Here is a 22,725-nt window from a genome sequence, read left to right on the forward strand (position 1 = left end):
GACTTAGAAAGTCAGTAATTAGAACTGATAGCTAACACCAGCCCAGGCGTAGCGGCCTTGGAAGTCGTAAGTACCATTCCAGTCGCTACCAGAGGTAGTAGACGGTTCGCGATCGGTGACGTTGTCGATACCTGCAGTAAGACGCATGGAATCGTTAACATCCCAACCAGCTTTCAAGTTCAGGTAGGTGTGTGAAGGCATATCCATATAGGGGCTATGGCCATCACCGATATACTGAATGTCTGCTCCAAAGTCCCAGCTGTCGGCATACCAGGTTGCACTGGCCAGCCCGCGCCATTTGGTGTATGCGTCACCAGTAGTGCCTATGTAGTCTACATAGTCAGTAGTTTGGTCAGTCTGGGTGTTGTACTCCTCATACTCAAGCAGGTGGGTCGCTTGAGCGCGCAGAGCCAGCTTACCAGCATCGTAGTAAAGGTTTTGAACTACGTCGATATCAATACCACTGGTATTAATTTCGCCAATATTCAGCAGAGAGCCTTCCAGGTAGTTAATTTGCCCACTGGTACCACGGCTAACAAGCTCACAGGCAGAGCTGATGCCGTCTCTGTAGCAATCATCCAAAATCTGCTGGGTGTCGGCATCTGTGATGGCGTCTTTGATTTGGATATCGAAGTAGTCCAGGGTAATGGACAGGTCTTCTACAAAGCTAGGAGTCCAAACAATACCAGCGGTGAAACTTGTTGATTCTTCAGGCTGAAGATCTTCGTTACCACCGATGTTTGTCGGTACCTGGGAGCCGGCTTGGGTGAAGCCCGCGCTTACCATGTCGCAGTTTGCGCCCTGGCCAGCAGAGTTGTTGCTGCTAGTGTCACATGGGTCGATGAGATACTCGTAGCTCTGTGAAGAACCGCTGTAGAGCTCATAAATACCTGGAGCACGGAATGCAGTAGACAAGCTGGTGCGGAAGCGCAGGTTTTCAGTCGGCGCATAGACTGCACCGAGCTTGTAAGTCGCTTGGCCGCCAAATGTGTCGTAGTCGGAATAACGAACAGCGGCGTCAACAGACAGCTCATCCGCATACTTTAAGCCAGCCAGGATAGGCAGGTTAAACTCGGCAAATACTTCAGTTACTGCGAAATCACCAGAAGTTGCATCTTGCTGGTTGCTAAATGTGGCACCGGATTGAGTTTCTTCGCTGGGGTTAAATTCGCCAGACTCCTCTCGATATTCAAGACCAGCAGCAAACCCTAAGGCACCGCCTTGGAATTGAATCTGTTCGATGTCTCCAGTCAAGCTCGCGCCGACATTGAGCATGTCGTACTCGTTGTCTTCGCGATCGGTGTAGCTGATGTAGTCGATAACTTCATCGCTCATGCCGCCGAGAAACTGAATATCCTCATCAGCAATTCCACTTTCCCCATCCAGAATTTCCTGCAGCATTGTTTTACTGATGGAGTTTCCGACAGTGTTTTCACCTTCGTTTTTACCGTAGCTTACGAAAGCGTCCCAGCCCCAACCATTTGCGAGATCTCCGCGCAAGCCGCCGAGGATACGGTAGGTTTCAGTTTTCTGTTCGGAGTCACGGGTTCCACCGGCAACAGGGCGCAGGCGAACATCAGAGAGGCCGTCTGCCCAGCTATCCCCATGGGTTGCAGTTGGTGCTGTAGGCTCAAGATCCTCTGGGCTACCTTGTGCTTCCCACTCAGCAACGGCAGCGTTGTAAGCTGCAAGTTCAATCTGGTAAGCATCTTCTGCTACCTGCCATGCTTCTGCTAATTGCTCTTGAACTTCATCAGAGAGGTGGTCAGCGGTCAGGTTGAGGCCATTGCCAGCGTACATGGGCTGAGCAGCAAGCTGTTGATTGGTAGTTTTCAGGGTGTAAGAACCTTCCCCGTAAAACTCAATATCATCAGTAATAGAGAATGTGCCACTTCCTGTGAAACTGGTTCGCTCCATAGAGCCAGACAGCCACATGTATTGGCCGATATCGTAGCTGGAGTAATCGCCCAGAGTGACACCATCATCAGCAACACTGAATGAACCGTAGCTGGTAAAGATATTACCGGTAGGAGACATGGAGCTTTGCAGGCCCGCCCAGTCACGGTCGTTATAAGTGATCTCGTCACGCTTGCTGTGGGTTACGTTTCCGATAAACGAGCCGCGTTCGAACTCTTTACCAAAAGTGATAGACAGTTCGCCGTTCTCACCGCCGCCAGCTTCGGTTGCGCCTGCACGAGCATTTATGCGGACGCCATCGAAAGAGTCCTTCATTACAACATTGATAACACCGGCAACTGCATCGGAGCCGTAAACAGCTGATGCACCATCGGTCAGTACTTCAATGCGGTCGATCATATCTACAGGGATATTGTTCATATCTACCGCAGAGGCTACGCCGGAGCTGGAAGATACGAAGCGACGGCCATTAACGAGAACAAGAGTCCTAGCTGAACCCAAGTTGCGAAGGTCTACAAATGAAAGACCGGCACCGCCGTTGTTGTCGTTTGCATTGATACCAGTGGTACCCATGGATGGGAGCTGGTTCAGCAGCTCATCAATGGTGCCTACACCAGAGCGCTGGATAGCTTCGGAATCAACCAAAGTAATTGGGCCAGTAGTGGATAACGGGTCACGAGCAATGCGCGAGCCAGTAACAATTACTTCTTCTACCTCTGCGCCAACATCAGCAGACTCCTGAGCAAAAGCGCCAGTGCTGGCGATGGTGCCCAGAGCAGCTATGGCGATGCTCAATTTGGTCTTGATCATAGTGGAACCTTCTTATAGTTAAGGTACTTATAATGCTTTTTATGATAAGGGTTAAAAGCTGTCGATGCTGACTTTAATGCATTAGATGGAAATATGGAACTATTCTGGTGATTTAATGATCTACTCGGTTGTAGATATCAAGAGCCTTTAAATGAAGTTTTTGGTTTAATTTTTGATTTTTTTAGGTTGAACAGCTCAATAACCTGATAAAACAAGCTATATTTTTCAATTTTGGACTGAAATTTAGTTGATAATGTTTTTTGGCTGACCCTCTCGTCAGAGGGCGGTGAAAAGCTAAATTTTGGTAAATTTAGCTGCAAGTCTTTCCGTGAGGGGGCAGTAAGGTTCAGATTTAACCTTAGAAAGTTACTGAATACGAAAGGTGTATCCTACTGTGCGTTCATTCCAGTGCTTTTTTTGTGGGATAGAGTGATAAAGCTCTTGGGAAATCCCGCTTTAATCTTAGCGATGAATTTCTATATTTATCCTGCAGTTAGATTTGTCACTGATTTGTGATAGTGCATAGCCTGAGACTATTTAAGTCACTTCCAGTGCATACACTTTGCCGATTTCTGCTTGATTCTATGCACTTTGTTTTGAATCTATTATTTTCTTTAACTTATTTGCAAGGTTGATAGGGGTGATGTGGGTTTAACTGTTTAATGTGATCCACACGCGTACTCATGTTCCTTTTCTGGATAGTTGGTGTTGTTAAAACTAATGAATTATCTCTACTGGACTAGGTGGCAAGATGATCTCTGGCAGTGGTATGGATTTATAGATTAAAGCTTCTTTTTTGAGTTGGTAGAAGGTGACTTGGGGATGATTAGTAGTCGTTAACAATAGCTGAATCTATAATTCTAGTTTTTCTGCTCCTTGTTAGTATTTTGTTTTCATAAATACTATAGATGAGTATTTCCTTAATGTTCAAAGAGCCCGGATTCTAATGTAGGTGCTTGGTGCGGTAGTCTTCATGGTGGCGTGGCCCTAAAAATAGATCTTGTGCTGTGAAGATTGGCATAACCTGCGCTTGAAGTGGCTATTTGGTAGTCACTCTATCTGGGGTCCTTGTATGCGCTGGAGCCTATATCGGTATAGAATCGAGTTTCGAGTCGATACCGTAATGGTTTTTAAACAAGGAGAGAAAATAATGGGCTTGAAAGTAGCTTTAGCTGGTCTTTGCACTGTTGTACTTGTTGGTGCGTGCGCAAGTAAACCAGTAGTTGATGAAGGGGGGGCAAATAATGATCTGGCCACCGCTTCAAGTAGTGATGCTGGCTCTCAGGCTGAAACATCTGAAAGCCGCTTAATTTGTAAAGTACGCTCTATTACTGGGTCCCGGTTTAAAGAAAAAACATGCATGACGGCTGAAGAGTGGAAGAGTGTTGCTGAAGCCTCAAAAAGCATGGTGAACTCTGCTAGTCGTAGGGGCGCGCAGGGAAACCCTGACGGGATTTAAGGAGTTTTGGGTCGACCCTTCTTGTGACGGAGGGGTCTACTTCCTTCCATACTGATACTTAGCATTTTACTCAAACATAAATAGTTGTAGAAATGATAAATCGACGCGGTCTTTTAAAGGAGTTGGGGCGTGCGCGTGAAGCGTGTGCTTCTTCAAATTTATCTGAAGCAGAAAATATCTTACTGGCATTGCTTAATTTAGGTGTTAAGGATGAGTTGGTCCTTGCGGAAATTTGCCAGTTTTATATTGCAAGTAAAAAGGTTGAAAGGGCGATTTATTATCAGAGAGAGTTTGTATCAATTAAGCCTTTAAGTATAGAGCTTGTTCTTAAACTAGCCTCTACATTTGCCGCTTCAGGAATAAGCGAAAGCGCAGTGGAAATGTACAAGTATGCTTTACTCCTCAATGCGAATCAGCCGAATTGTTTGTTCAATTTGGCTTTGCAGTTAAAGAGGCTAGGTAAGCTTGAGGAATCTGCGGAAGCTTATCAAAAGGCGGTGAAGCTTGGAATTGATGGTCTAGAGGAAGTTTACAACAACCTAGCGCTAGTGTACGCAGATATGAATCAGCTGGAGCTGGCGGTAAGGTTTTATGAAAAAGCTCTGTTAGTGGATCCAAATTATATCCCAGCTTTGTTTAACTTAGCTGGGCTGGTTGAGGAGCGAGGGGATAGGGTTTACTCGGGGAAGTTATATAGAAAGATACTTTTATTAGATGCAAATTATTATCCCGCTCTCTGTAGGCTGGCGTATCAAAGTGAAATTGAGAGTAAGGATGATCCAGTTGTTTGTGAGATAAAAGCTGCCCTATCGTCCGGTGTGGCATCTCCGCTGGAACATGAAGAACTGCTGTTTTCTCTAGGCAAGGCTCTTGATGATTGTGCTGAATATGACGACGCTTTTGAGGCCTATCATAAAGCTAATGAAATCGGACGTCAGAGGTTCCGCCCGTATCAAGGGGACTTGCAGGAAAAATATGTGAAGGATCTTATATCAACTTTTGACCAAAAGTGGGCTGAAAATTTGCCACAAAGAGAAGGCTTTGCCCCTACTTTTATTTGTGGAATGTTGCGCTCTGGTTCTACCTTGTTAGAAAGGGTTTTGAGTGGACACTCCCAGGTGACTGCGGGTGGGGAGCTCGATTTTATTCCCAGGCAAGTTGCAAGATTGGGTGGTGCATATTTTTTACAGCTTAAAGATAGGGAGAATGATTTCTTTGAAAGTACTGCATTAGCTTATGAGGACCATGTTAGCAGGAAGTTTGATCTGAAGAGTCTCTTTACCGATAAAAGGCCTGATAATTTTTTACATGTAGGGTTTATTAAGAGTCTTTTTCCTGAAGCTAAAGTTATATGGACGAGACGGGATTTTATGGATAATTGCCTGTCCGTCTACTTTCAGCAATTAGGGGCAGGGATGAATTATTCTGTTGATCTTGAGTGGATAGGGCATTATTACCGGCAGCAGGAGCTGTTGATGGAGCATTGGAGGCGCTTATTTCCTGATTCGGTGTGCTGTGTGGATTATGATAAGTTTGTTCATTCCCCAAAGGGTGAGCTTGAAAAATTGTTGAATTTTCTTGAGCTTGAATGGGAGGATTCTTGTTTGAACTTTTCGGAGAAGGAAGGAGTGGTGAAGACTGCGAGCATTTGGCAGGTTAGAAGGCCTTTATATAAGAAGTCCTCTGGGCGTTATGTGAATTATAGGCAGCATATGCTGGGGCTTCATTAGTATGTTTTGTTTATTGCTGTAAGCTGCCGTAGAGATTGTTTTTTATTTGAGTTGGCTAGAGTAAGTTGTTGTGTGCGAGAATTTTTCTCAGTGGTTCCAGTTCTTGTTTGTAGTTTTTCCATAGGCCAAGGGAGCTAGTGTAAATAGGTTTTCTGACCTGTGCTGCACTTGCTGTTGCTGTCCCTTTATCTTTCTTATTGTGAAAATCTAGACATTCTTCCGTCCAATCAAGGTTGCAATAGCTCATCAATATTTTGGAGGTTGTTCGGGGGGATTGCACAAGCTCCTCATATCTTAGCTCCAAGTATTCACCTTCGAATAAGTTGTTCCAATGAGACATTAGCTTTCTATAAGCGATGTAATATCTTGCCAGGTCTTCCATGCAGTAGGAGTATGGGTGGCCATATTTAAATAGGGTTTTAAATATAGCGTAGCATGTATCCATCGGATCTCGATTGATGTGGATTATTTTTGCTTTTGGGAGCGCGAGTTTAATTGCTCCAATATATAAAAAATTGCTGGGGTTTTTATCAATAATAAAAAGGCTGTTCTTTTGCTTTGCGATCCCTTCTAATTTGTTTTCGTACACTCTTCCCAGTTCTTCAAAATTGATATTTATGCTTTTACGGATAGCTTGTACTTGGGAATCGCTATTGAGAGATTGAATTCCTGAAGCTTGCATCGCGGCCCGGTAGAATATTTCACCGAATGTGTCAGGTTCGCCAGCGGAGTTTACTTGATTATTAGAGCAGAGGATTCTGTCGACAAGGGTAGAGCCGGTTCTCGGCATGCCGAGAATAAAGATTATATTTTCTCCTTTTCCGTTTTTTTTATTTGGTTTACTGTTGATGGAGTCAAAATTATAGGTTTTGCGAATTTCATCAATTGCAGAAAGATCTGATTCAACCTTGTATCCAAGGTTTTCTTTTTTCAATTGGGATCCAAGTTTTAAAGCTAAAAAACTATTCTTGAATTGGTTTAAATCTTCAAGTTCTTTTGCCAGGGCGAATTGTAGTTGGATTTTGCCTGTATTTGGTGTGGAGTCCTTAGATATTAATTGTTCTAGTTCCTGGGTGTGGTTGTTATCTTTTGTCTGTTTTCTTAGTGTTGATCTTAACCAGTAAGCTGGAAAATTGCTGGGAGCTAGTTTTATGGCCTGATCGTATATTTTTTCAGCAGTCTTGAGGTTGCCCAGCGCTCGATGTGTTGAGGCTGCATTGAATAGAAGTTCTGGGTTGCTTGGGTTTAAAAGTAGTGCGGCTTCTAGGGCAGTAAGAGCGGATTTATGTTCTTCACATACCGCTAGCAAATAACCTGCACGCCCGGCCAATATAGGGTCTTGGATTCTTATCAAGGTATCTAGATCGATACAGCTTGCGGCCTCGCCTAAGTCGCCAGACTTGATGTAAAGGCTGGTGAGGTGAATCTGGAGAGAAATTATTTCGGTGGGGGGAAACTTATGTTGGGTTATTGCGGACTTCAATGTGCTAATTCCCATTGGTAAACCCTGTGATCTACAATGGGAATCTGCTAGAAGATGCCATATGTTGGCATGTCCTGAATCAATGGTAAGTGCCTTCTGCAACAGCTGTTGGGCTAATTGAGGTTGGCTTTGCGATATGGCTGCCTGCGCACTATGAAATAGTTTTTTTATAGTGGCTTGCTGATCTCGTTGCATTCTATTCTCAAGTTCATGTTGCATTTTTTATAGAGCTTAAAAAAGCGCGACGAGGGTGTCCTCGCCGCGCTTTTTAGTAGATTCTCTAAATGTTAACCAATTAGAATTCTACAGTCATGCCCAAAAACGCATAGCGGCCTAGAGCATCGTATACACCGGGGAAGGTATTACCATTTCCGTAAATGCCTGCTCCAGCATTTGCGGTCAAAGGTGGCTCCTCTCCGGTAACATTGTTGATGCCACCACGAATAACAAGGTTGTCTGTGGCAGCCCAAGATGCAGAGAGATCCAGGTAGTCCATAGCGTCGAAGTTTTGGTTCACGTCGACAGTGTGAACTACGTCATTTGCATCGGTAACTCCGATAGTGTTCAGGTCATCTACTGCACTGATGTGGCGCCAAGCAGCAGTCACATCAACACCTACAGGGGTAGCCCAGGTTGCGCGAAGAGTGCTTACGAACTCTGGAGTAGGAGTGCCACAGGATGAGCCCCACTTGCCGACACAGTCTTCTACCGGATTGCCAGGAATTTCCTGCTGATCCCATTTGGTCAGATAGGTGGCGATGAAGTTGAGGTTAGCAGACCCCATAGTGTTGAGATCAAAGCCATAGTTGGCGTTAATATCAAAACCAGCGGTTTCAAAGAAGCCAATATTGGTATTGGTGGACTCTACGTGGGCGTCACCAATCCAAAGGTTTCCGTTAGAACCACGGTTAATCTTGTCACACAATGCGGAATCGCCGGTGTCGATACACTGATTAATGATGGTTTGTGGATCTACAAAAGTAATGGCGTCAGTCACTTCAATATTGAAGTAATCCACACTAACAGTCAGATCTTCTACAAAGCTTGGTGTGAAGACGAAGCCGACAGAAACAGTTTCTGACTCTTCAGGATCCAAGTCTGGGTTACCGCCCTGCAAGTAATTGTACTGGTTAGCAGGAGAGTTAGGGATATTGCCGTACTGTGCCTCAGTTACGCCAGTTAGAGCACATTCAGCTAAAGAGGCTTGAGGTGAAGAGCCGCCACAAGGGTCAACGTTCATATCAAACAGAGCAATACCCTGGCCGGTGAAAAGCTCACGGATATTGGCATGACGAACAGCGGACTGGAAGCTCGCACGTACTCTCACATCGGAAATTGGCTGCCAGTCAAAACCAACTTTGTATGTGTCAGTGGAAATGTCGGTGTCGTAATCTGAATAGCGGTAAGCAAGCTCCAGGCCTGCGTATTCGGCGCCAGGCAGGCCACTCAGAAGAGGGATGTTGGCTTCGGTGAAGAACTCTTTAACACTCAGTGAGCCACTTACAGGCTGAGTGGAGCCACCTTGACCAGCGCCATCTCCAGACTGGAAGCCGCTGTCTGGGCTAAAGTCCAGAGCTTCACGACGAGTCTCCGCACCTATCACCACTGCTACGCCGCTGTCGGCAGTAGGCAGCTGGACGCCATAGTCACCTAAATTACCAGTAACGTAGGCAGAGTAGATCTCTTGCTCGGTAGTGCCGCGGGCAAAAAGAGGTAGGATTAAGTAGTCAAGTGCTTCCTGAGTTACACCACCTTCCTCAAAAATATTCCAAGGTACGCAGTTCGGGTCGGTGCCGTCTAAAACAGACTGACACACGGCTTCACCGGTTTCAGGGTCAGTAACAACATTCAGCGCGCGACGAATGTTGGTATTAGACATATCATTGAGATATGTCTCTTCCATACTTACTTCTGCGTATTGAGCGTAAGCATCATAAGACCATGTTTCATTGATGTCGCCGCGTAAGCCAAATACACCGCGGAAGCTAGTGTGGCGAAGGTCATCCTGGCGTGGACCACCCTCTACATTGCGTCGGCCGATATAGAAAGGTGCATCATCGTCTGCACCCAGGCCAGCGCTCGTACAAATCAAATCACGTTGCTGGTCGGACAGTAGCGGGTTGTCACAATTGATGCTGCTGGTTTCGAAGAAGTTACCAGACGGTGCAATTTGTGCAACGGTACGGTCATCTGAATATGACAGTTGAGTGTATAAGTTGACATTGTCGCTAATATCGTAGTGGCCAAATACACCCATGGTCCAGCGCTCGTCAGGACGCTGGAAGTAGTTTAGTGGGCCGTAGTTATACAGCTGGCCATCCCAGTCCACAAACTCATTGCCGGAAACGTTGTAATAAGTCGAACCATCAAATGGGGTGATCAGGCCGTTAGGCAAGGTGCCAGAGCCCCCACAGCGATCACTTAGATCAGCAGAGGTTGGAGTGCTAGTGACGGTTGAGCTGGATGGCGTACGAATGCCCAGGGCACAGCCACTGTAATCGCGATCGGATTGAAGAACCGCTTCGATTTTGCGGTAGTTGGCGTAGGCTGTGACGTTGCCTCGGCCATTATCTAGGTTGGCACCCATGATCAAGGAGAAATCGTTGATTTCGCCATCGGTAGTGTTGCCGTCAGCAACATCAAAGCCACTGGATGTGACCAGATCTTGCATGTGGCTGTTGTCATTATTATGTTGGTAAACGCTGGTTTGTGTTTCGAAGCGTACGCCTTCGAAATCATCCATCATAACAAAGTTAACGACACCAGCGATTGCATCAGAGCCATAAGCGGCTGATGCGCCACCAGTGAGTACTTCTACTCGTTCTACCAAGGCGCCAGGAATTTGGTTCAGGTCTGCAGAACCACCACCAGCAATAGGAGAACCGGCCGGCATACGACGGCCATCAATTAGAACCAAAGTTCGTTTTGCTTCAAGGCCACGCAGGTCGACAGTGGCAGTACCGGTTGCGCCATTAGCTTGGCCTGCTGTTTGAGTGGCAGCTACTTGTGGCAAGTCGTTGAGTAGGTCTTCAACCCGAACAACACCTGTTGCTTTGAAGTCTTCTGAGTTTACAGAAGTTACCGGGCTGACGCTTGTCTCGTTTGCGTCACGCTGAATTCTAGAACCGGTAACGACAACCTCTTCTACGATCTCTGCATCTTGTTGAGCGAAGGCGGGCATAGCCGGAACCATGATTGCAGCTGCGGTGAAGCCAAGGGCTCCTTTGACAGCTACAGACAGGAGGTTCTTTTTCATTGTCAATCCTCTCTTGATCGTTGGATTTCTAGTCTTTTGTCATGAATGACGATTGCCGGAAGTAGCTACCCCCAAGTGGCTACTTCCCTCCCAACACACCTATTAACGTTTGGCGGACGGAACCCCTCAAAAGAATCGTGTTTTTTTCTGATACTGCGTATTGTCAGGTTTGGTAGGTCAGCTTGCGTTTGCTTATCAGTCTTTTTTTATTTTTGGTTTGTCTGAGAGCGGTAAGGGGGAGTAGCAGGGGTTTGGATAGAAAGGTGTAACCTAGAGGCTCAGAGAAAAGCTTCCGTAAAAAAATCGACCGGTAAGATCATATGTTAAGTAGTCGTGGTTGTTGCTCTCTGCGGTTGAAGCAAAAGGAGGTGAGCGATCAAGCAAGTTATTGATACCGAAGGCAAACCTCAGTCTAGAGCCCGAAGTGTAAGCAACCTGAATATCGTGTGAAGACCAGTCGCTGATGTTGCGGTTTTCGCTTGTGCCATCCAGGCTGGTAAACGTTTCATTAAGGCTGTCTACATAATGGACAGTATAGCCGGCATTCCAAGGGCCTTTTTTTAAGTAGGCTCCAGCATTGGCTTTCCATTTTGGCAATGATCCTGGGCCGCCGGCTGAAATATCTGTGAAGGTGCCAGATAGATCTTCTTTGGTTGAGTTAGGTGAGCTTTGATTGAAGTAGTGAAGCATTCTGCTGATGTTTAAAGCCAAATGCAGCTCGTTTTCACCCTCTAATTGGAAGTTATAACGAAAGGCTGCGTCATATCCGCGGATCTCACGGCTTCCTTGATTTATACGAGAAGCGTATATTTTGGTTATATCACCGCTCTGGTCGCGTATGACCAAGTCAGTATAAAGGTTGTAGTAGGCATTTTGGTCCAACAAAAACTGGGGGTTGGTGCCGATCACTTGGTCTTCGTCGATGTCATAAAGATCAAATTTAGCGGTAAAGTCGGGAAGCTTGAGGGGCTCCCATGTCACTCCGAGAGAAATTGTGCGGGATGTTTCAGGTGCTAGATCTGGATTACCGCTAAATTCAGTTAAATATTGTATCCGCGAGCTGTCAGACCGATATTGGCAGCCAGGAAGGTCACTTGTATTTGTGCTTGTACAGGGGTCGAATAGAAATTCTTGAGTTTGGTAGCCCTGTTGATTCATGTCTGTGAGAGTTGGGGCTCTAAATCCTGTGGTATAGCTGCTTCGTACAAGAAGTGAGGGGGTTGGTTTCCATCTCAGAGCCAGTTTGGGGTTACTAGTATCCCCGAAGTCGTCATAGTGAGAGCTTCTAATGGCACCATCTAGCCATAGCTTTTCTGAAATTAGCGGGATGGACACCTCAGCAAAAGCTTCTTTGACAAGCCGGGTTCCTTCTGTAGATCCAGGGGCATGCCCACCAATAAAGGACATTCCGAAATTATCATTGGAGTGAAGACTTACGCTTTCCCGTCTGAACTCAATTCCTGCTGCTGCAAGAATATTTCCTGCCGATATCTTTTTGATAATGCCGTCAGTTATGAATGTGAAAGATGTCATTCGCGAGTTGCTAGTGGTTATACTCTTGCCACGAATGAACTCTAGTTGTTCCGCATCAATACTGCCGCTGGGGCCAAGAAGGTTTACGGCCACACAGGAAGTTGTGGTATTGCAGACATCTGGTCCTTTTAGCCCTAGGGAGAGCGCAAAGGGATCTATTACATTGTTTAGTGTTTCTTTCTTAGAAGTTCTGTGGATTGAGGCACCCAGTTCCCATTGCCATTCATTCCAGAAGCCTTTAATTCCGGTATTGAATCTCCAGCTGTTTGTTCGGTTATTTTGTGTCCTTGGGCCAAGCTCGATAACGCGTCTGCGGACATCATAAATTTCTTCGTTAAAAGTATTGTAAATATTATCAGCCGCTATCGTTAAGTCCCCGTTGTCAAAGCGTGTGAATACAGGGGTGGGAGCAGAGGTTGATACTCCGCTGGATCGGACGCCCATAATTTCAGAAAAAGCTTGCGTGCTTTCGCCAATATCCAGGTTGCCGGCTATGTATATTGAGTCGCTTTGGGTGGGGGTAATTGCTGAGGTGTAGTCGCTGTAGTTAAATTTCTCTTCCGGCGACCAGTTCTGATAGGTCCCAGGGGAGAGGTTGGTTAATACCTCATTTCTCTCGAGGGCAATAAAGCCATCTGGGATGGCAGATGACCGCTGATCGGTCCCCCCAATTGCGCGACTATCCGCTGAGCTGGATAGGTCCCTGTCTCGGCTCATTACTTTTCCCTGGCGATTTTGGGCCAGGTTAAACATTACGTGAGACCGGTCCCCTCTCCACCCCCAGGTTAGGTGGTGAGATTCACTCTGTCGATCACCTTGCGAAGCTTGTCCGTAATAGCTCTTCATCGAGAGCCCTTCAAAGTCAGTTTGCAAGATAATATTCACAACTCCCGCGATAGCATCGGAGCCATAAACAGCTGAAGCTCCGTCTTTTAGAATCTCGACTCTTTCAACTAGTGCTAGAGGGATAGTGTTTAAGTCGGTCGCTTCACCATTAAATCCATCGCTGATGATTCGCCTCCCATTGAGGAGAACAAGAGTGCTATTGGCTGGTAGGCCGCGTAGCGAGACTGCTGCAGTACCATCGCTCTCCTGGCTAACTGAAGTGCTTGTGGAGTTGCCTGAAATGGCAGGTAAAAACTTTAGTAAATCGGCAATAGTCTGAGCGCCGGTCATCTCCAGCTGGTCTCGCGAAAGGCGGTCTACCGGCAGGTATCCTTCTGATTGGAAGTGGCGCAAGTGGCTTCCGGTTAGGCTTTGGCCGGTAACCGTTACTTCTTCGGTTTGCAAAGCTTCCGTTGCTATTTGCCGGGAAGAATCAGTCTGGGGTGATTCAATAACAGCTACTGATGATGGGCCTACTTTTTTGAAGGATAGCGGTACTCCTTCTAATAGTTGTTCTAGAGCGGGCTCAAAATGGCCATCGGGGCTAAGTAGTGTCTGCCTGTTAACTTGAAATTTTGCAGCTGATGAGGCTCTAACCAGTAGTGATATTTTACATTGCTGGCCCAGAGATATCAGGGCTTGAGAAAGGTTTCCTTTGGAGATTTCGATTCCTGACTCTGGGCACAGGGCATAGGTAGCGCTAGGGGAACAAAGCGCTAACACAAGGGATATTGTTATCCAGTGCCTAGGTGTCAATGAGGTGCCCATTCAAATACATGCAGCATGTCAAAATGCAGCAAACTGATAGTTCTTCTTAGATTCTGGGCGGGCTTATTTTGCTTGCCTAATATATAACCGCCGTGATGACGGTTATAACCTAGTTATGTGCGGGAGACAAGATAGTCAGGTTGGAGTTACTGTGGTCTTCGTGTAAGTCGAGCGCAGTAGCGATAGCTTTCAAGGTGCTGTCTGGATCGGAGATCTCGAAGGTCCCCGAAACTAATTTGTCCTCTACTTGGGGGGAGGCGGCAACGGGAACAGCTAAATAGCGGTTTAACTCAGTTAAAGCATCCTTAAGTGGGGTTTTTTCAAAGACTAACAGTCCTTTTGTCCAGTCGGTAGCTTCTTCCGGTGATGTTTGGCCAATTGGGCTAAGGCCTCTTTCAGAAACACTGACTTTTTCGTTCTTGATTAGTTGTACTGATTCGGGTCCTAAGCCGGGAGCGCTATCGGTCTCACTGACTGAGACGGTGCCTTCGGTTACGGATACTTTCGTGCTCTGCGGGTTGAGCTCAACGTTAAATTCAGTTCCCAATACGCGGATATTGGCGCTGCCGGCAGTAACAGTAAAGGGGCGAGAAGTTTGTCTTGCCACTTCGAAGAAGGCTTCACCTCGGACTAACTCCGTGCGGCGCTCATTGCGGTTATAGATTACCCGAAGTTCACTATTTGAGTTCAGTTTCACTTCTGAGCCGTCGGACAGACTTATGGTTTGTATTTGTCCGCGTTCGGTCACATATATTTGGGCTTTGAGTTCGCCGCCCATACCCTGATAACCAACCCACAGGGCAACTATTGCTCCACAGGTTGCCAGTCCTCCGCCCATAAGCCACTGAGGCAATGTCCATTGCTTCGAGCTCAGCTGCTTCTGTGTTTCGCTAGATGCGGAGCATGAGGCCGCTTTACTTTGTGGATAGGGGATGCTTTCAGGGAACAGTGTGTCGATCGGCAGATGAGACAAGGCCCCCAAATCTCCCCAGAGTTCAGTGATTTCAGTAAAAGCCAGCTGATTCTCTTCTTTGGAAATCCACTGCTTGAATTGACGGCGGTCGCTAGATGTGATCGAGTCAGAGCGCAAACGAGCAACCCAAGCGCAAGCCTGATCCAGGCTATCTTCACTTAATGCTTGCTTAGGGTTAGTCTTCATGGCTGCTCTAGCACCTTGGATTTGCGAAAATTAACTTAGTACTTTGATACTAAAGGCGGCATATTACTCAAAGTCTCTCAATTTGTGCGACCTTTACTACACGGACCTATGAGTAAAAAAATAATTCCAACGTGTTTTTACTGTATTGCAGTAAAAAGTTCTGTTGTATGTAGAGTATTTAGGTTTACTCAATACGGCCCTTCGAAGCTGAGACGGCTGAACAGCTTCCCCCCTCAAATAATTTTGTGGCGCTGCTGCTAAGGTTTGAATACCGGTGATTCATCTTCTTTTTATCGTTATGTTAAGGATAGGTGTCATAAGTGGCGCAACTGACTGAAGGTCACCTTTCAGGAGTTACCTTTTTACGACACGCTTTCAAAGCCTGCAAAATATACTTTTCCACACTACTCACGGAGATATTCATCTCCTTAGCTATCTCGCTATAGGAGAGGCCCCGGGTCCTATGTAATAGAAAGGCCTGGCGGCACTTTAGGGGTAGCTTGTCCATGGTTTCGTAGATGGACTGTAGTTGCTGGCGGGCTGCCAGCAACCTTTCTGGTGACTGGTGGTCCGCATGGTCGTCGTTATAGGGTTCACCCTCCATGGGGATCTGCTGGCTCACGTACTCTACATGCAGCTTGCCCCGACGCAGCTGGTCTACGGCCAGGTTGTTGGCAATCTGGTAGAGGTAGGCCCGTGGATTCTCGAGTTCCTTTTCATCGCTGAGTTTTTGCAGGCGTAGATAGGCGTGTTGGGCGATATCCTCGGCATCGTCAGGGCTTTTTACAATGCGAGAGACAAAGCGCACCAAGGCCTGTCCGTGCTCGGTAAACAGCCTTTCAAGAAGCGTCTTCCTGGCCTTATTCATTACTGATCGTGATCCCCGTACCCTGCTCGCTGTAGTTATGGACTGATTGTTCTTAGTGCGAGCTGGCGCACAGTTATATCACAAGCATTGGTTTCGCTACGAGAGGTACGATAGAACTTGACTGGTCACACTCTTCGATTCTCTATGCCTGACGGTGGATGCCGGTATAATGGCGGCCGCGCCACAGGCGCAGACAATAAGACCTTGCAGAGGTGTGTCGAGCACCGGAGATTGAATGAGTTATCAAGTACTGGCACGGAAGTGGCGGCCGAAGCTGTTTCGCGAGATGGTGGGACAGGAGCATGTTCTCCAGGCGTTGATCAACGCCCTGGATAATGGTCGCTTGCACCACGCCTACCTCTTTGCCGGTACCCGTGGTGTGGGTAAAACCACGATCGCACGAATCCTGGCCAAGTGTCTGAATTGTGAAGAGGGAGTTAGTTCCGAACCCTGTGGCCAGTGCCACACTTGCAATGAGATTGCCGATGGCCGTTTTGTCGACTTGATCGAAGTGGATGCAGCCTCGCGTACCAAGGTCGAAGATACTCGTGAACTGCTTGAGAACGTGCAGTACGCACCGACCCGGGGCCGCTTCAAGGTTTACCTGATCGACGAAGTCCATATGTTGTCGAACAGCTCGTTTAACGCGCTGTTAAAAACCCTCGAAGAACCGCCTCCCCATGTGAAGTTTCTATTGGCAACGACTGATCCGCAGAAGTTGCCGGTTACCGTGCTGTCCCGCTGTCTCCAGTTCAAACTGAAGAATATGAGCCCCGAGCGGGTTGTGGGGCACTTGAAGTTTGTGTTGGAGCAGGAACAGGTTCCGTTTGAAGAAGGAGCCCTGTGGCATCTCGGTCGCGCCGCAGATGGCAGTATGCGAGATGGGATGAGTCTTACTGACCAGGCCATCGCATTTGGTGGGGGGCAAATTACCGAGGCAGAAGTGCGCGGTATGCTGGGCAGTATCGATACCGGTTTGGTGTGGAAGCTGCTGCAAGCCTTGTCTGAAGAGGACGCACAGGCTTTATTTGCCACAGTTGCTGAGTTGTCTCAGCAGGCCCCTGATTACAGTGCTGCGCTGGCAGAACTCGCCGATAACCTGCACCGTATCGCAGTGGCTCAGGTGTTGCCGCAATCTATCGATAATTCCCTGGGTGATGGTGAGCGACTGAGAAATTTAGCTGGGCGTATCGCCCCGGAAAATGTGCAGCTGTATTACCAGATGGCCCTGCTGGCCCGGCGTGACTTGCCCTTGGCCCCGGATCAGCGCAGTGGCTTTGAAATGGCTCTACTGCGGATGTTGGCCTTCCGTCCCCAGGGAGTTGCGGATATTCCCCGTTCTCCACTGCCATCGGCTTCCGAATCCGTTTCACCAGCACCAGCTCCAGAAGCGCTACAGCCACAGGCCCCTGTAGCGCCAGAAGTACCGGAGGTCAGTCCGGCAAAAAAGCCTGAAGCGGCACAGCCGCAGGCTGTTACAAAGGTTGATGTGGCTCCCCGGCAGGCAGTGCAGGGCCTGCAGCCGTTGCAGAATCAGGCAGAGCAAAGGGAGGTAGAGCCTGCAGCCCCAACTGAAATGATCAGTGAGCCAGCGACGGAGGCTCAGCCGGAGCAAATTACAAGCCCGTCTCCTGTCCGGGGAGTGGCAGAAGAACGTCCCCAGCGTAAAGATGTCCTGGCCGAGCTTCGCCAGCGAGTTGCGGAAGTGGAGTCGGCGCCGGCACCACAGCAACCAGTACCACAAAATACGGTGAATACCTCGCGGGAGGCTCCGGTAGAAAGCCGCAGTCAGGAAGTGCCAAAAGGGCGTTTGGAAGCATTAACGCCTGGCAGTTGGCCGGTAATGTATGGACAGCTGGGTATTACCGGTATTTTGCACTCTATTGCCCAGCACTTGGAGATGGTGGGCAGGCAGGACAATATACTCTCGTTCACCCTGGATGAATCTTACAGCAGCCTCTACGACGAAGTTCACCAGCGGCGTCTGGGGGACTCTCTGGCTGACTTCTTCCAACAGCCTGTGGTAGCGCAGATACAAGTAGGGCAGGTACATGGGAGTACCCCCGCCCGATTAGTCGCAGCTACCCGCCAAGCGCGGCTAGAAGCTGCCCAGGATGCACTGGTCGCTGACCCACTGGTTCAAGAATTACAGGCAGAATTGAGTGCGGAACTGGTGCCGGGCTCCGTAGAATCACTAGTAGTAGAAGATTAATGACAATTAGGGCCCGGTTTATTCCGGGGCCACATGCACAAGATAGAGGTTACCTATGAAAGGTTTGGGCGATTTGATGCAGCAGGCCCAGAAAATGCAGGCCGATATGCAGGAAAAAATGCAGAAGATGCAGCAGGACCTGACTGAGCTTCGCATCTGCGGTGAGTCTGGGGCGGGTATGGTCAAGGTGACGATGAATGGTCGCCACGATGTGGTATCTGTGGAAATTGATCCCTCCCTGATGACCGAAGAGAAGGAAATGCTGGAAGACCTGCTGGCCGCTGCGGTCAACGACGCTGTGCGCCGTGTAGAGGAAAAAACACAGGAACTGCAAAAGCAGGGGATGGGAGACCTGACTTCAGGTATCAATTTGCCTGAAGGCTTTAAGTTCCCCTTTTAAGAAGTGGCCATCCACTGGTTTTGAGTTTGTATGTTTAGTCCCCTGATTGAAGAGCTGATCCGCGCGCTCCGCTGTCTGCCCAGTGTGGGCCCCAAGTCCGCGCAGCGCATGGCGATGTACCTGTTGGAAAAAGACCGGGAAGCTGCCTCCCTGCTGGCCCAGAGTTTGGCGCGAGCGGTGGAACAAGTGGGGCGCTGTGGGCAGTGTCGCACCCTGACAGAGGAGCCCGTTTGCTCATTGTGTAGCAATAGCCGGCGCGAGCAGGACTCACTGTGCGTGGTTGAGACGCCCGCTGATGTTCTGGCCATTGAACAGGCTGGTAATTATCACGGTCGCTACTTTGTCCTGCATGGGCATCTCTCGCCCATCGATGGTATTGGCCCGGGGGACCTGGGGATCGACTTGCTGGAGCAGAGACTCGCTACTGAGCAGTTGCGCGAACTTATTGTTGCCACTAACCCTACGGTAGAAGGTGAAGCCACCGCGCAGTACATCGCGGAGAGAGCTCGTGCCCAGGGGGTGACGGTGAGCCGGATTGCCCACGGTGTGCCCATCGGCGGAGAATTGGAATATATCGATGGCGGCACTCTCGCCCACGCCTTTAATAGTCGAACCGCATTTTTTTCCGGCAGTTGAGTGATATCGATGACAGAAATAGATACCACTCCACGCTGGGTTGACAGTTACGAGCAGCTGGTAGAGTTGTGTGCAGAGTGGCGCAAGCAGAGTGCGGTAGCCTTGGATACCGAGTTCATGCGCAGTCGTACTTTTTATCCCCAGCCGGCCCTGGTCCAGGTAGGTGATGGAAAACACTGCTACCTGATCGACAATTTGGCGATTGAGGAGTTACAGCCGCTTCGTGACCTCTTGCTCGATACCGCTGTCACTAAAATCATGCACAGTTGTAGTGAGGACCTGGAAACCCTGGAGCGCTTGCTGGGGGTGATTCCCGAGCCCATTTTTGATACCCAAATTGCCGCTGCAATCTGTGGTATGGGAGCAGGCTTAGGTTATGCGGCGACAGTTAACCAGCTACTGCATATTGAGTTGCCCAAGAGTGAAACCCGCTCGGACTGGCTGCAGAGACCTCTCAGCGATGCACAGAAAACCTATGCCGCCCTCGATGTCGCTTGGTTGCCGGTACTCTACGGCGTACTGGTAAAGGACCTCAATGGGAAGGGGCGCCTGGAGTGGTTACAGGAAGACTGTGCATCATTGGTGGTTACGGCTCGAAACCCGAACCCACCTGAGGTTTACTACCAAAAAGTGAAAGGTGCCTGGCGCCTGCGCAGTAAACAACTGGCAGTGCTACAGGATGTGTGTGCCTGGCGCGAAAAACAGGCCAGGGCGCTGAATATGCCGCGTAATCACCTGTTGAAAGAGAATATCTGTCTCGGCCTGGCCCAGCAGTTGCCCCGGCATAGAGGTGCCTTGAGCCAACTGGGTATGGAAGGGCGGGCTTTGCGTGAACACGGCGAGGCCCTGTTAAAAATCGTTGCCCAAGCCTGCGAGAGAAGCGATCCACCTGCGCGAATGCAGCAGCCTCTCAACCGGCAGCAGGGAGAGATCCTCAAGCAACTGCGACTTGAAATGGTGTCTATTGCCGAGCGGGCCGGGTTGCCTGCCGAAATATTAATTCGCAAAAAAGAGCTCGAAGCCTTGGTCCAGGCCCGTCGACCAGAGTTAGAGGGCCGGCTCAGAGGATGGCGGGCCGATGTGATTGGCCGCCCGTTGCTCGAAGCTCTGAAACAATTGCGTAAAGAGGAATTGAAGTGAAAGTTTTATGCGATATTTATCGCAGTCCAAATAAAGACGAAATGTATCTGTACGTGGATAAGCGCGAGGGCACTGCGAGGGTTCCCAAAAATCTACTGGAGCTTTTCGGCAAGCCGCAGCACGTCACTACGATGTTGGTGACGCCGGACAAAAAGCTGGCCCGTGCAGAGGCGGACAAGTTGCTCAAAGAGGTGCGCACTCGCGGCTATTACTTACAGATGCCGCCAATAGCCGATTCCGAAATGAGTGAAATCGCGCTGAAGAACAGCAAGTTGCAACGCTGAGTCGAGCTAAATGGCACAGGAGCCTTTTTGGCGGCGGAAAACGCTGGAGCAAATGAGTCGATCCGAGTGGGAGCAGCTTTGTGACGGTTGTGGTCGCTGCTGTCTGCACAGCTTGGAGGATGAGGATACGGGTGAGGTCTACCTCACTAATGTGGCCTGCCGCCTGTTGGATACCCATTCCTGCCAGTGCAGTGAGTACAGCCAGCGCAAAGCCCATGTTCCCGGATGCATTCAGTTGCGTATAGAGGATATTGCCGAATTCGATTGGTTGCCGCTCACCTGCGCATACCGCAGTCTTGCGGAAGGGCGCCCTCTTGCGGACTGGCACCCATTGGTATCGGGAGACCCGGAATCCGTTCATCGGGCGGGGATATCGGTGCGTGGGCGCGTTGTCAGTGAAGAGTCGGTTCATCCAGACGATATGGAGGATCATATTGTCTCTTGGGTTGAACAGGGTTGATCGCAAACGGGAACTGCGACCTGTGAACGCCTTTGAATATTGCGCATAATTAATTCGATTCTTCGAATTAATTATCGCTGGCAGTCTTTGTCTGCGAAGCGGCGTAAATATGCCGGTTCCGAGCGAGTGACGATGTAAAGGACCCTGGCATATTTGCCCGATATTGGATCGGTGTGCCAGAAAGTAGAGTGAGAGAATGACAGAAGATTTCCAATTTGCCTGGATGGTATACGCCGCTTCAACACTGGTTATGCTGTTGGCGGGCTGGTGGTTTATGCGCAATTGGCGCTGGAGTTGGGTGCGCCAGACTCTACTGTTAGTGGCTGCGGCGGTGTTGCTGGCGCCGGCAAAGACCTCTGTAGCGGAGTCAGTTGCTGTGCCGGTGTTGCCGCTATTTGTTTATCAAACGCTGTTTGAAGAAAATGGAGCGGCGCCAGAGGTCACTACCAATTTGATATTCGCTTCGGGTGGAGCCCTGGCGATCATGGTTGTTTGGGGGATTGTCAGCTTGCTGATGAGGTTTCGCCGGGACAGGCGTCGTCGCTTTGATGAAGATCCCTACTTTAACGAACAATAACCCAAGATATGGCTGTCATGCCTGAGGGCAGGGTAGCCATTCCCCCAGTATTTTTTGTTGCACTTTAATTCACTTGCGCAGCCATCGTCCCTCCTCGACGCCTATATCCAGGCCTTCACTCGGTTGCTCGTATCAAAGGCGCTAAAACCCTTTAGACCGGCAACCCCAGTCAATGACAGCTGCTATATCTATTAAGCTGGTTCCCGCTGTGGCGCAATGCAAAACAATGTAAAAGCCGTGTCACTTTTCTGCCAGGTATCCAGTAACAACAAGAGGCGGCTGTATCCAGCATGTGGGAAATACCTCGCACCTAATAGGGGAAGAGGGCAAGGGCAGTCGTGAATAGAGTGAAATATTCAGTTCAATACCCACTTGCCCGGATTGGCAGTGAGAGCCGAATGGCTGAGGAATACTGATGCTCGATCACCTGCTTATATTGACTGCAGTAATGCTGGTTTCGGGCATTTTGGGTGGGTTGGTCAATTACTATCAAATGCTGTTTACCGAAGAAGATCCAGCGGGGCTCGCACGTTGCCTGATTATGGGGCTGTGTGGCGCCTTGATGGTGCCGATATTCCTTAAATTCACCCAGAGTGACTTGTTGATAGAAATCCAGGGTGACCCCTCGCGTTTATTGATTTTTACCGGTTACTGCCTGCTCGCTGCAATTGCGTCCCGTATGTTCGTGTTTAACGCCGCGCGGCGCCAGTTGCGCGACGCCAGTATTGCCCGCGCCCGAGTAGAGAATATGGAGCAGGAACTGCGCACCATGCAGTTGGAAATGATGCCCCTATTGGAGCATGAAATTGAGGGCGATCCCGAGCAGGGGCCGACCATCGATTTCAATCAGATCCGTAAATTGGATGACAATGCCCTACAGGTGCTGCATTTGTTAAATACCGGGGAGTGTGTATTTCGGTCTCTTTCCGGCATGGTGCAGGACAGCGGTATGGAAACCAATTCTATAGCCCGCGCCTTGAATAGCTTGCTGGTGCTGGAGATGGTCGGGAAAATTCACAGTCACCTGGGCATCCGCTGGTATATCACCGGCAAAGGTCGCCAGGTTGTACACCGCCGCAGTACCCAGATGGCCTAGGCTGCTTCGGTAAGCCCACGCGTACTTTCAAGGCTCGCCCTGCGGGACTGGC

Annotated in this window: 16 protein-coding genes; 10 read left to right on the forward strand and 6 right to left on the reverse strand. The window is 48.9% G+C overall.

What is annotated here, in order from left to right:
- Positions 1–18 precede the first annotated feature (18 nt).
- Positions 19–2,727: a TonB-dependent receptor plug domain-containing protein gene (locus ACJJI8_RS10035; RefSeq protein WP_444934925.1), complete on the reverse strand. Its 2,709-nt coding sequence runs from the start codon at positions 2,725–2,727 to the stop codon at positions 19–21.
- A 1,150-nt stretch (positions 2,728–3,877) separates the two neighbouring features.
- On the opposite strand from ACJJI8_RS10035, the gene ACJJI8_RS10040 reads away from it, so the two are divergent.
- Complete coding sequence (locus ACJJI8_RS10040; RefSeq protein ID WP_444934926.1) at positions 3,878–4,186, forward strand: hypothetical protein; 309 nt, start codon at positions 3,878–3,880, stop codon at positions 4,184–4,186.
- A gap of 92 nt (positions 4,187–4,278) precedes the next feature.
- On the forward strand, positions 4,279–5,916 hold the full coding sequence (locus tag ACJJI8_RS10045) for a sulfotransferase family protein (RefSeq protein WP_444934927.1): 1,638 nt from the start codon (positions 4,279–4,281) through the stop codon (positions 5,914–5,916).
- Positions 5,917–5,971: 55 nt separating this feature from the next.
- On the opposite strand, the gene ACJJI8_RS10050 is transcribed toward ACJJI8_RS10045, so the two are convergent.
- The 5 genes from ACJJI8_RS10050 to ACJJI8_RS10070 form a co-directional block, all read right to left on the reverse strand.
- Positions 5,972–7,594 carry a sulfotransferase gene (locus ACJJI8_RS10050; protein WP_444934928.1) on the reverse strand — a complete coding sequence of 541 codons (1,623 nt, stop codon included), beginning with the start codon at positions 7,592–7,594 and terminating at the stop codon, positions 5,972–5,974.
- A 100-nt stretch (positions 7,595–7,694) separates the two neighbouring features.
- Positions 7,695–10,655: a TonB-dependent receptor plug domain-containing protein gene (locus tag ACJJI8_RS10055; RefSeq protein WP_444934929.1), complete on the reverse strand. Its 2,961-nt coding sequence runs from the start codon at positions 10,653–10,655 to the stop codon at positions 7,695–7,697.
- Positions 10,656–10,925: 270 nt separating this feature from the next.
- Positions 10,926–13,478: a TonB-dependent receptor gene (locus tag ACJJI8_RS10060; protein ID WP_444934930.1), complete on the reverse strand. Its 2,553-nt coding sequence runs from the start codon at positions 13,476–13,478 to the stop codon at positions 10,926–10,928.
- Positions 13,479–13,950: 472 nt separating this feature from the next.
- On the reverse strand, positions 13,951–15,000 hold the full coding sequence (locus ACJJI8_RS10065) for a FecR family protein (RefSeq protein WP_444934931.1): 1,050 nt from the start codon (positions 14,998–15,000) through the stop codon (positions 13,951–13,953).
- Between the two features lie 340 nt (positions 15,001–15,340).
- Positions 15,341–15,868 carry an RNA polymerase sigma factor gene (locus ACJJI8_RS10070; RefSeq protein WP_444914696.1) on the reverse strand — a complete coding sequence of 176 codons (528 nt, stop codon included), beginning with the start codon at positions 15,866–15,868 and terminating at the stop codon, positions 15,341–15,343.
- A gap of 235 nt (positions 15,869–16,103) precedes the next feature.
- Between ACJJI8_RS10070 and dnaX the strand changes: the two genes are divergently transcribed.
- The 8 genes from dnaX (at position 16,104) to ACJJI8_RS10110 (ending at position 22,673) form a co-directional block, all read left to right on the forward strand.
- Positions 16,104–18,080: a DNA polymerase III subunit gamma/tau gene (dnaX, locus tag ACJJI8_RS10075; protein WP_444934932.1), complete on the forward strand. Its 1,977-nt coding sequence runs from the start codon at positions 16,104–16,106 to the stop codon at positions 18,078–18,080.
- 55 nt (positions 18,081–18,135) lie between these two features.
- Positions 18,136–18,480 carry a YbaB/EbfC family nucleoid-associated protein gene (locus ACJJI8_RS10080; protein ID WP_444895118.1) on the forward strand — a complete coding sequence of 115 codons (345 nt, stop codon included), beginning with the start codon at positions 18,136–18,138 and terminating at the stop codon, positions 18,478–18,480.
- Between the two features lie 30 nt (positions 18,481–18,510).
- Positions 18,511–19,116: a recombination mediator RecR gene (recR, locus tag ACJJI8_RS10085; protein ID WP_282934172.1), complete on the forward strand. Its 606-nt coding sequence runs from the start codon at positions 18,511–18,513 to the stop codon at positions 19,114–19,116.
- Positions 19,117–19,125: 9 nt separating this feature from the next.
- On the forward strand, positions 19,126–20,256 hold the full coding sequence (rnd, locus tag ACJJI8_RS10090) for a ribonuclease D (RefSeq protein ID WP_444934933.1): 1,131 nt from the start codon (positions 19,126–19,128) through the stop codon (positions 20,254–20,256).
- The gene (locus ACJJI8_RS10095) at positions 20,253–20,540 is read left to right on the forward strand and encodes a YcgL domain-containing protein (protein ID WP_444892840.1); all 288 of its coding nucleotides are present in this window, start codon (positions 20,253–20,255) and stop codon (positions 20,538–20,540) included. The genes rnd and ACJJI8_RS10095 overlap by 4 nt, the downstream gene beginning before the upstream one ends.
- A gap of 10 nt (positions 20,541–20,550) precedes the next feature.
- Complete coding sequence (locus ACJJI8_RS10100) at positions 20,551–21,000, forward strand: YcgN family cysteine cluster protein (RefSeq protein ID WP_444934934.1); 450 nt, start codon at positions 20,551–20,553, stop codon at positions 20,998–21,000.
- A gap of 196 nt (positions 21,001–21,196) precedes the next feature.
- A complete protein-coding gene (locus ACJJI8_RS10105) occupies positions 21,197–21,577 on the forward strand; it encodes a hypothetical protein (protein WP_282934168.1) in 381 nt (126 codons plus the stop codon).
- A 415-nt stretch (positions 21,578–21,992) separates the two neighbouring features.
- Complete coding sequence (locus ACJJI8_RS10110; RefSeq protein ID WP_108731891.1) at positions 21,993–22,673, forward strand: YEATS-associated helix-containing protein; 681 nt, start codon at positions 21,993–21,995, stop codon at positions 22,671–22,673.
- Positions 22,674–22,725 lie beyond the last annotated feature (52 nt).

The organism is Microbulbifer maximicatervae (SeqCode), assembly GCF_052467695.1.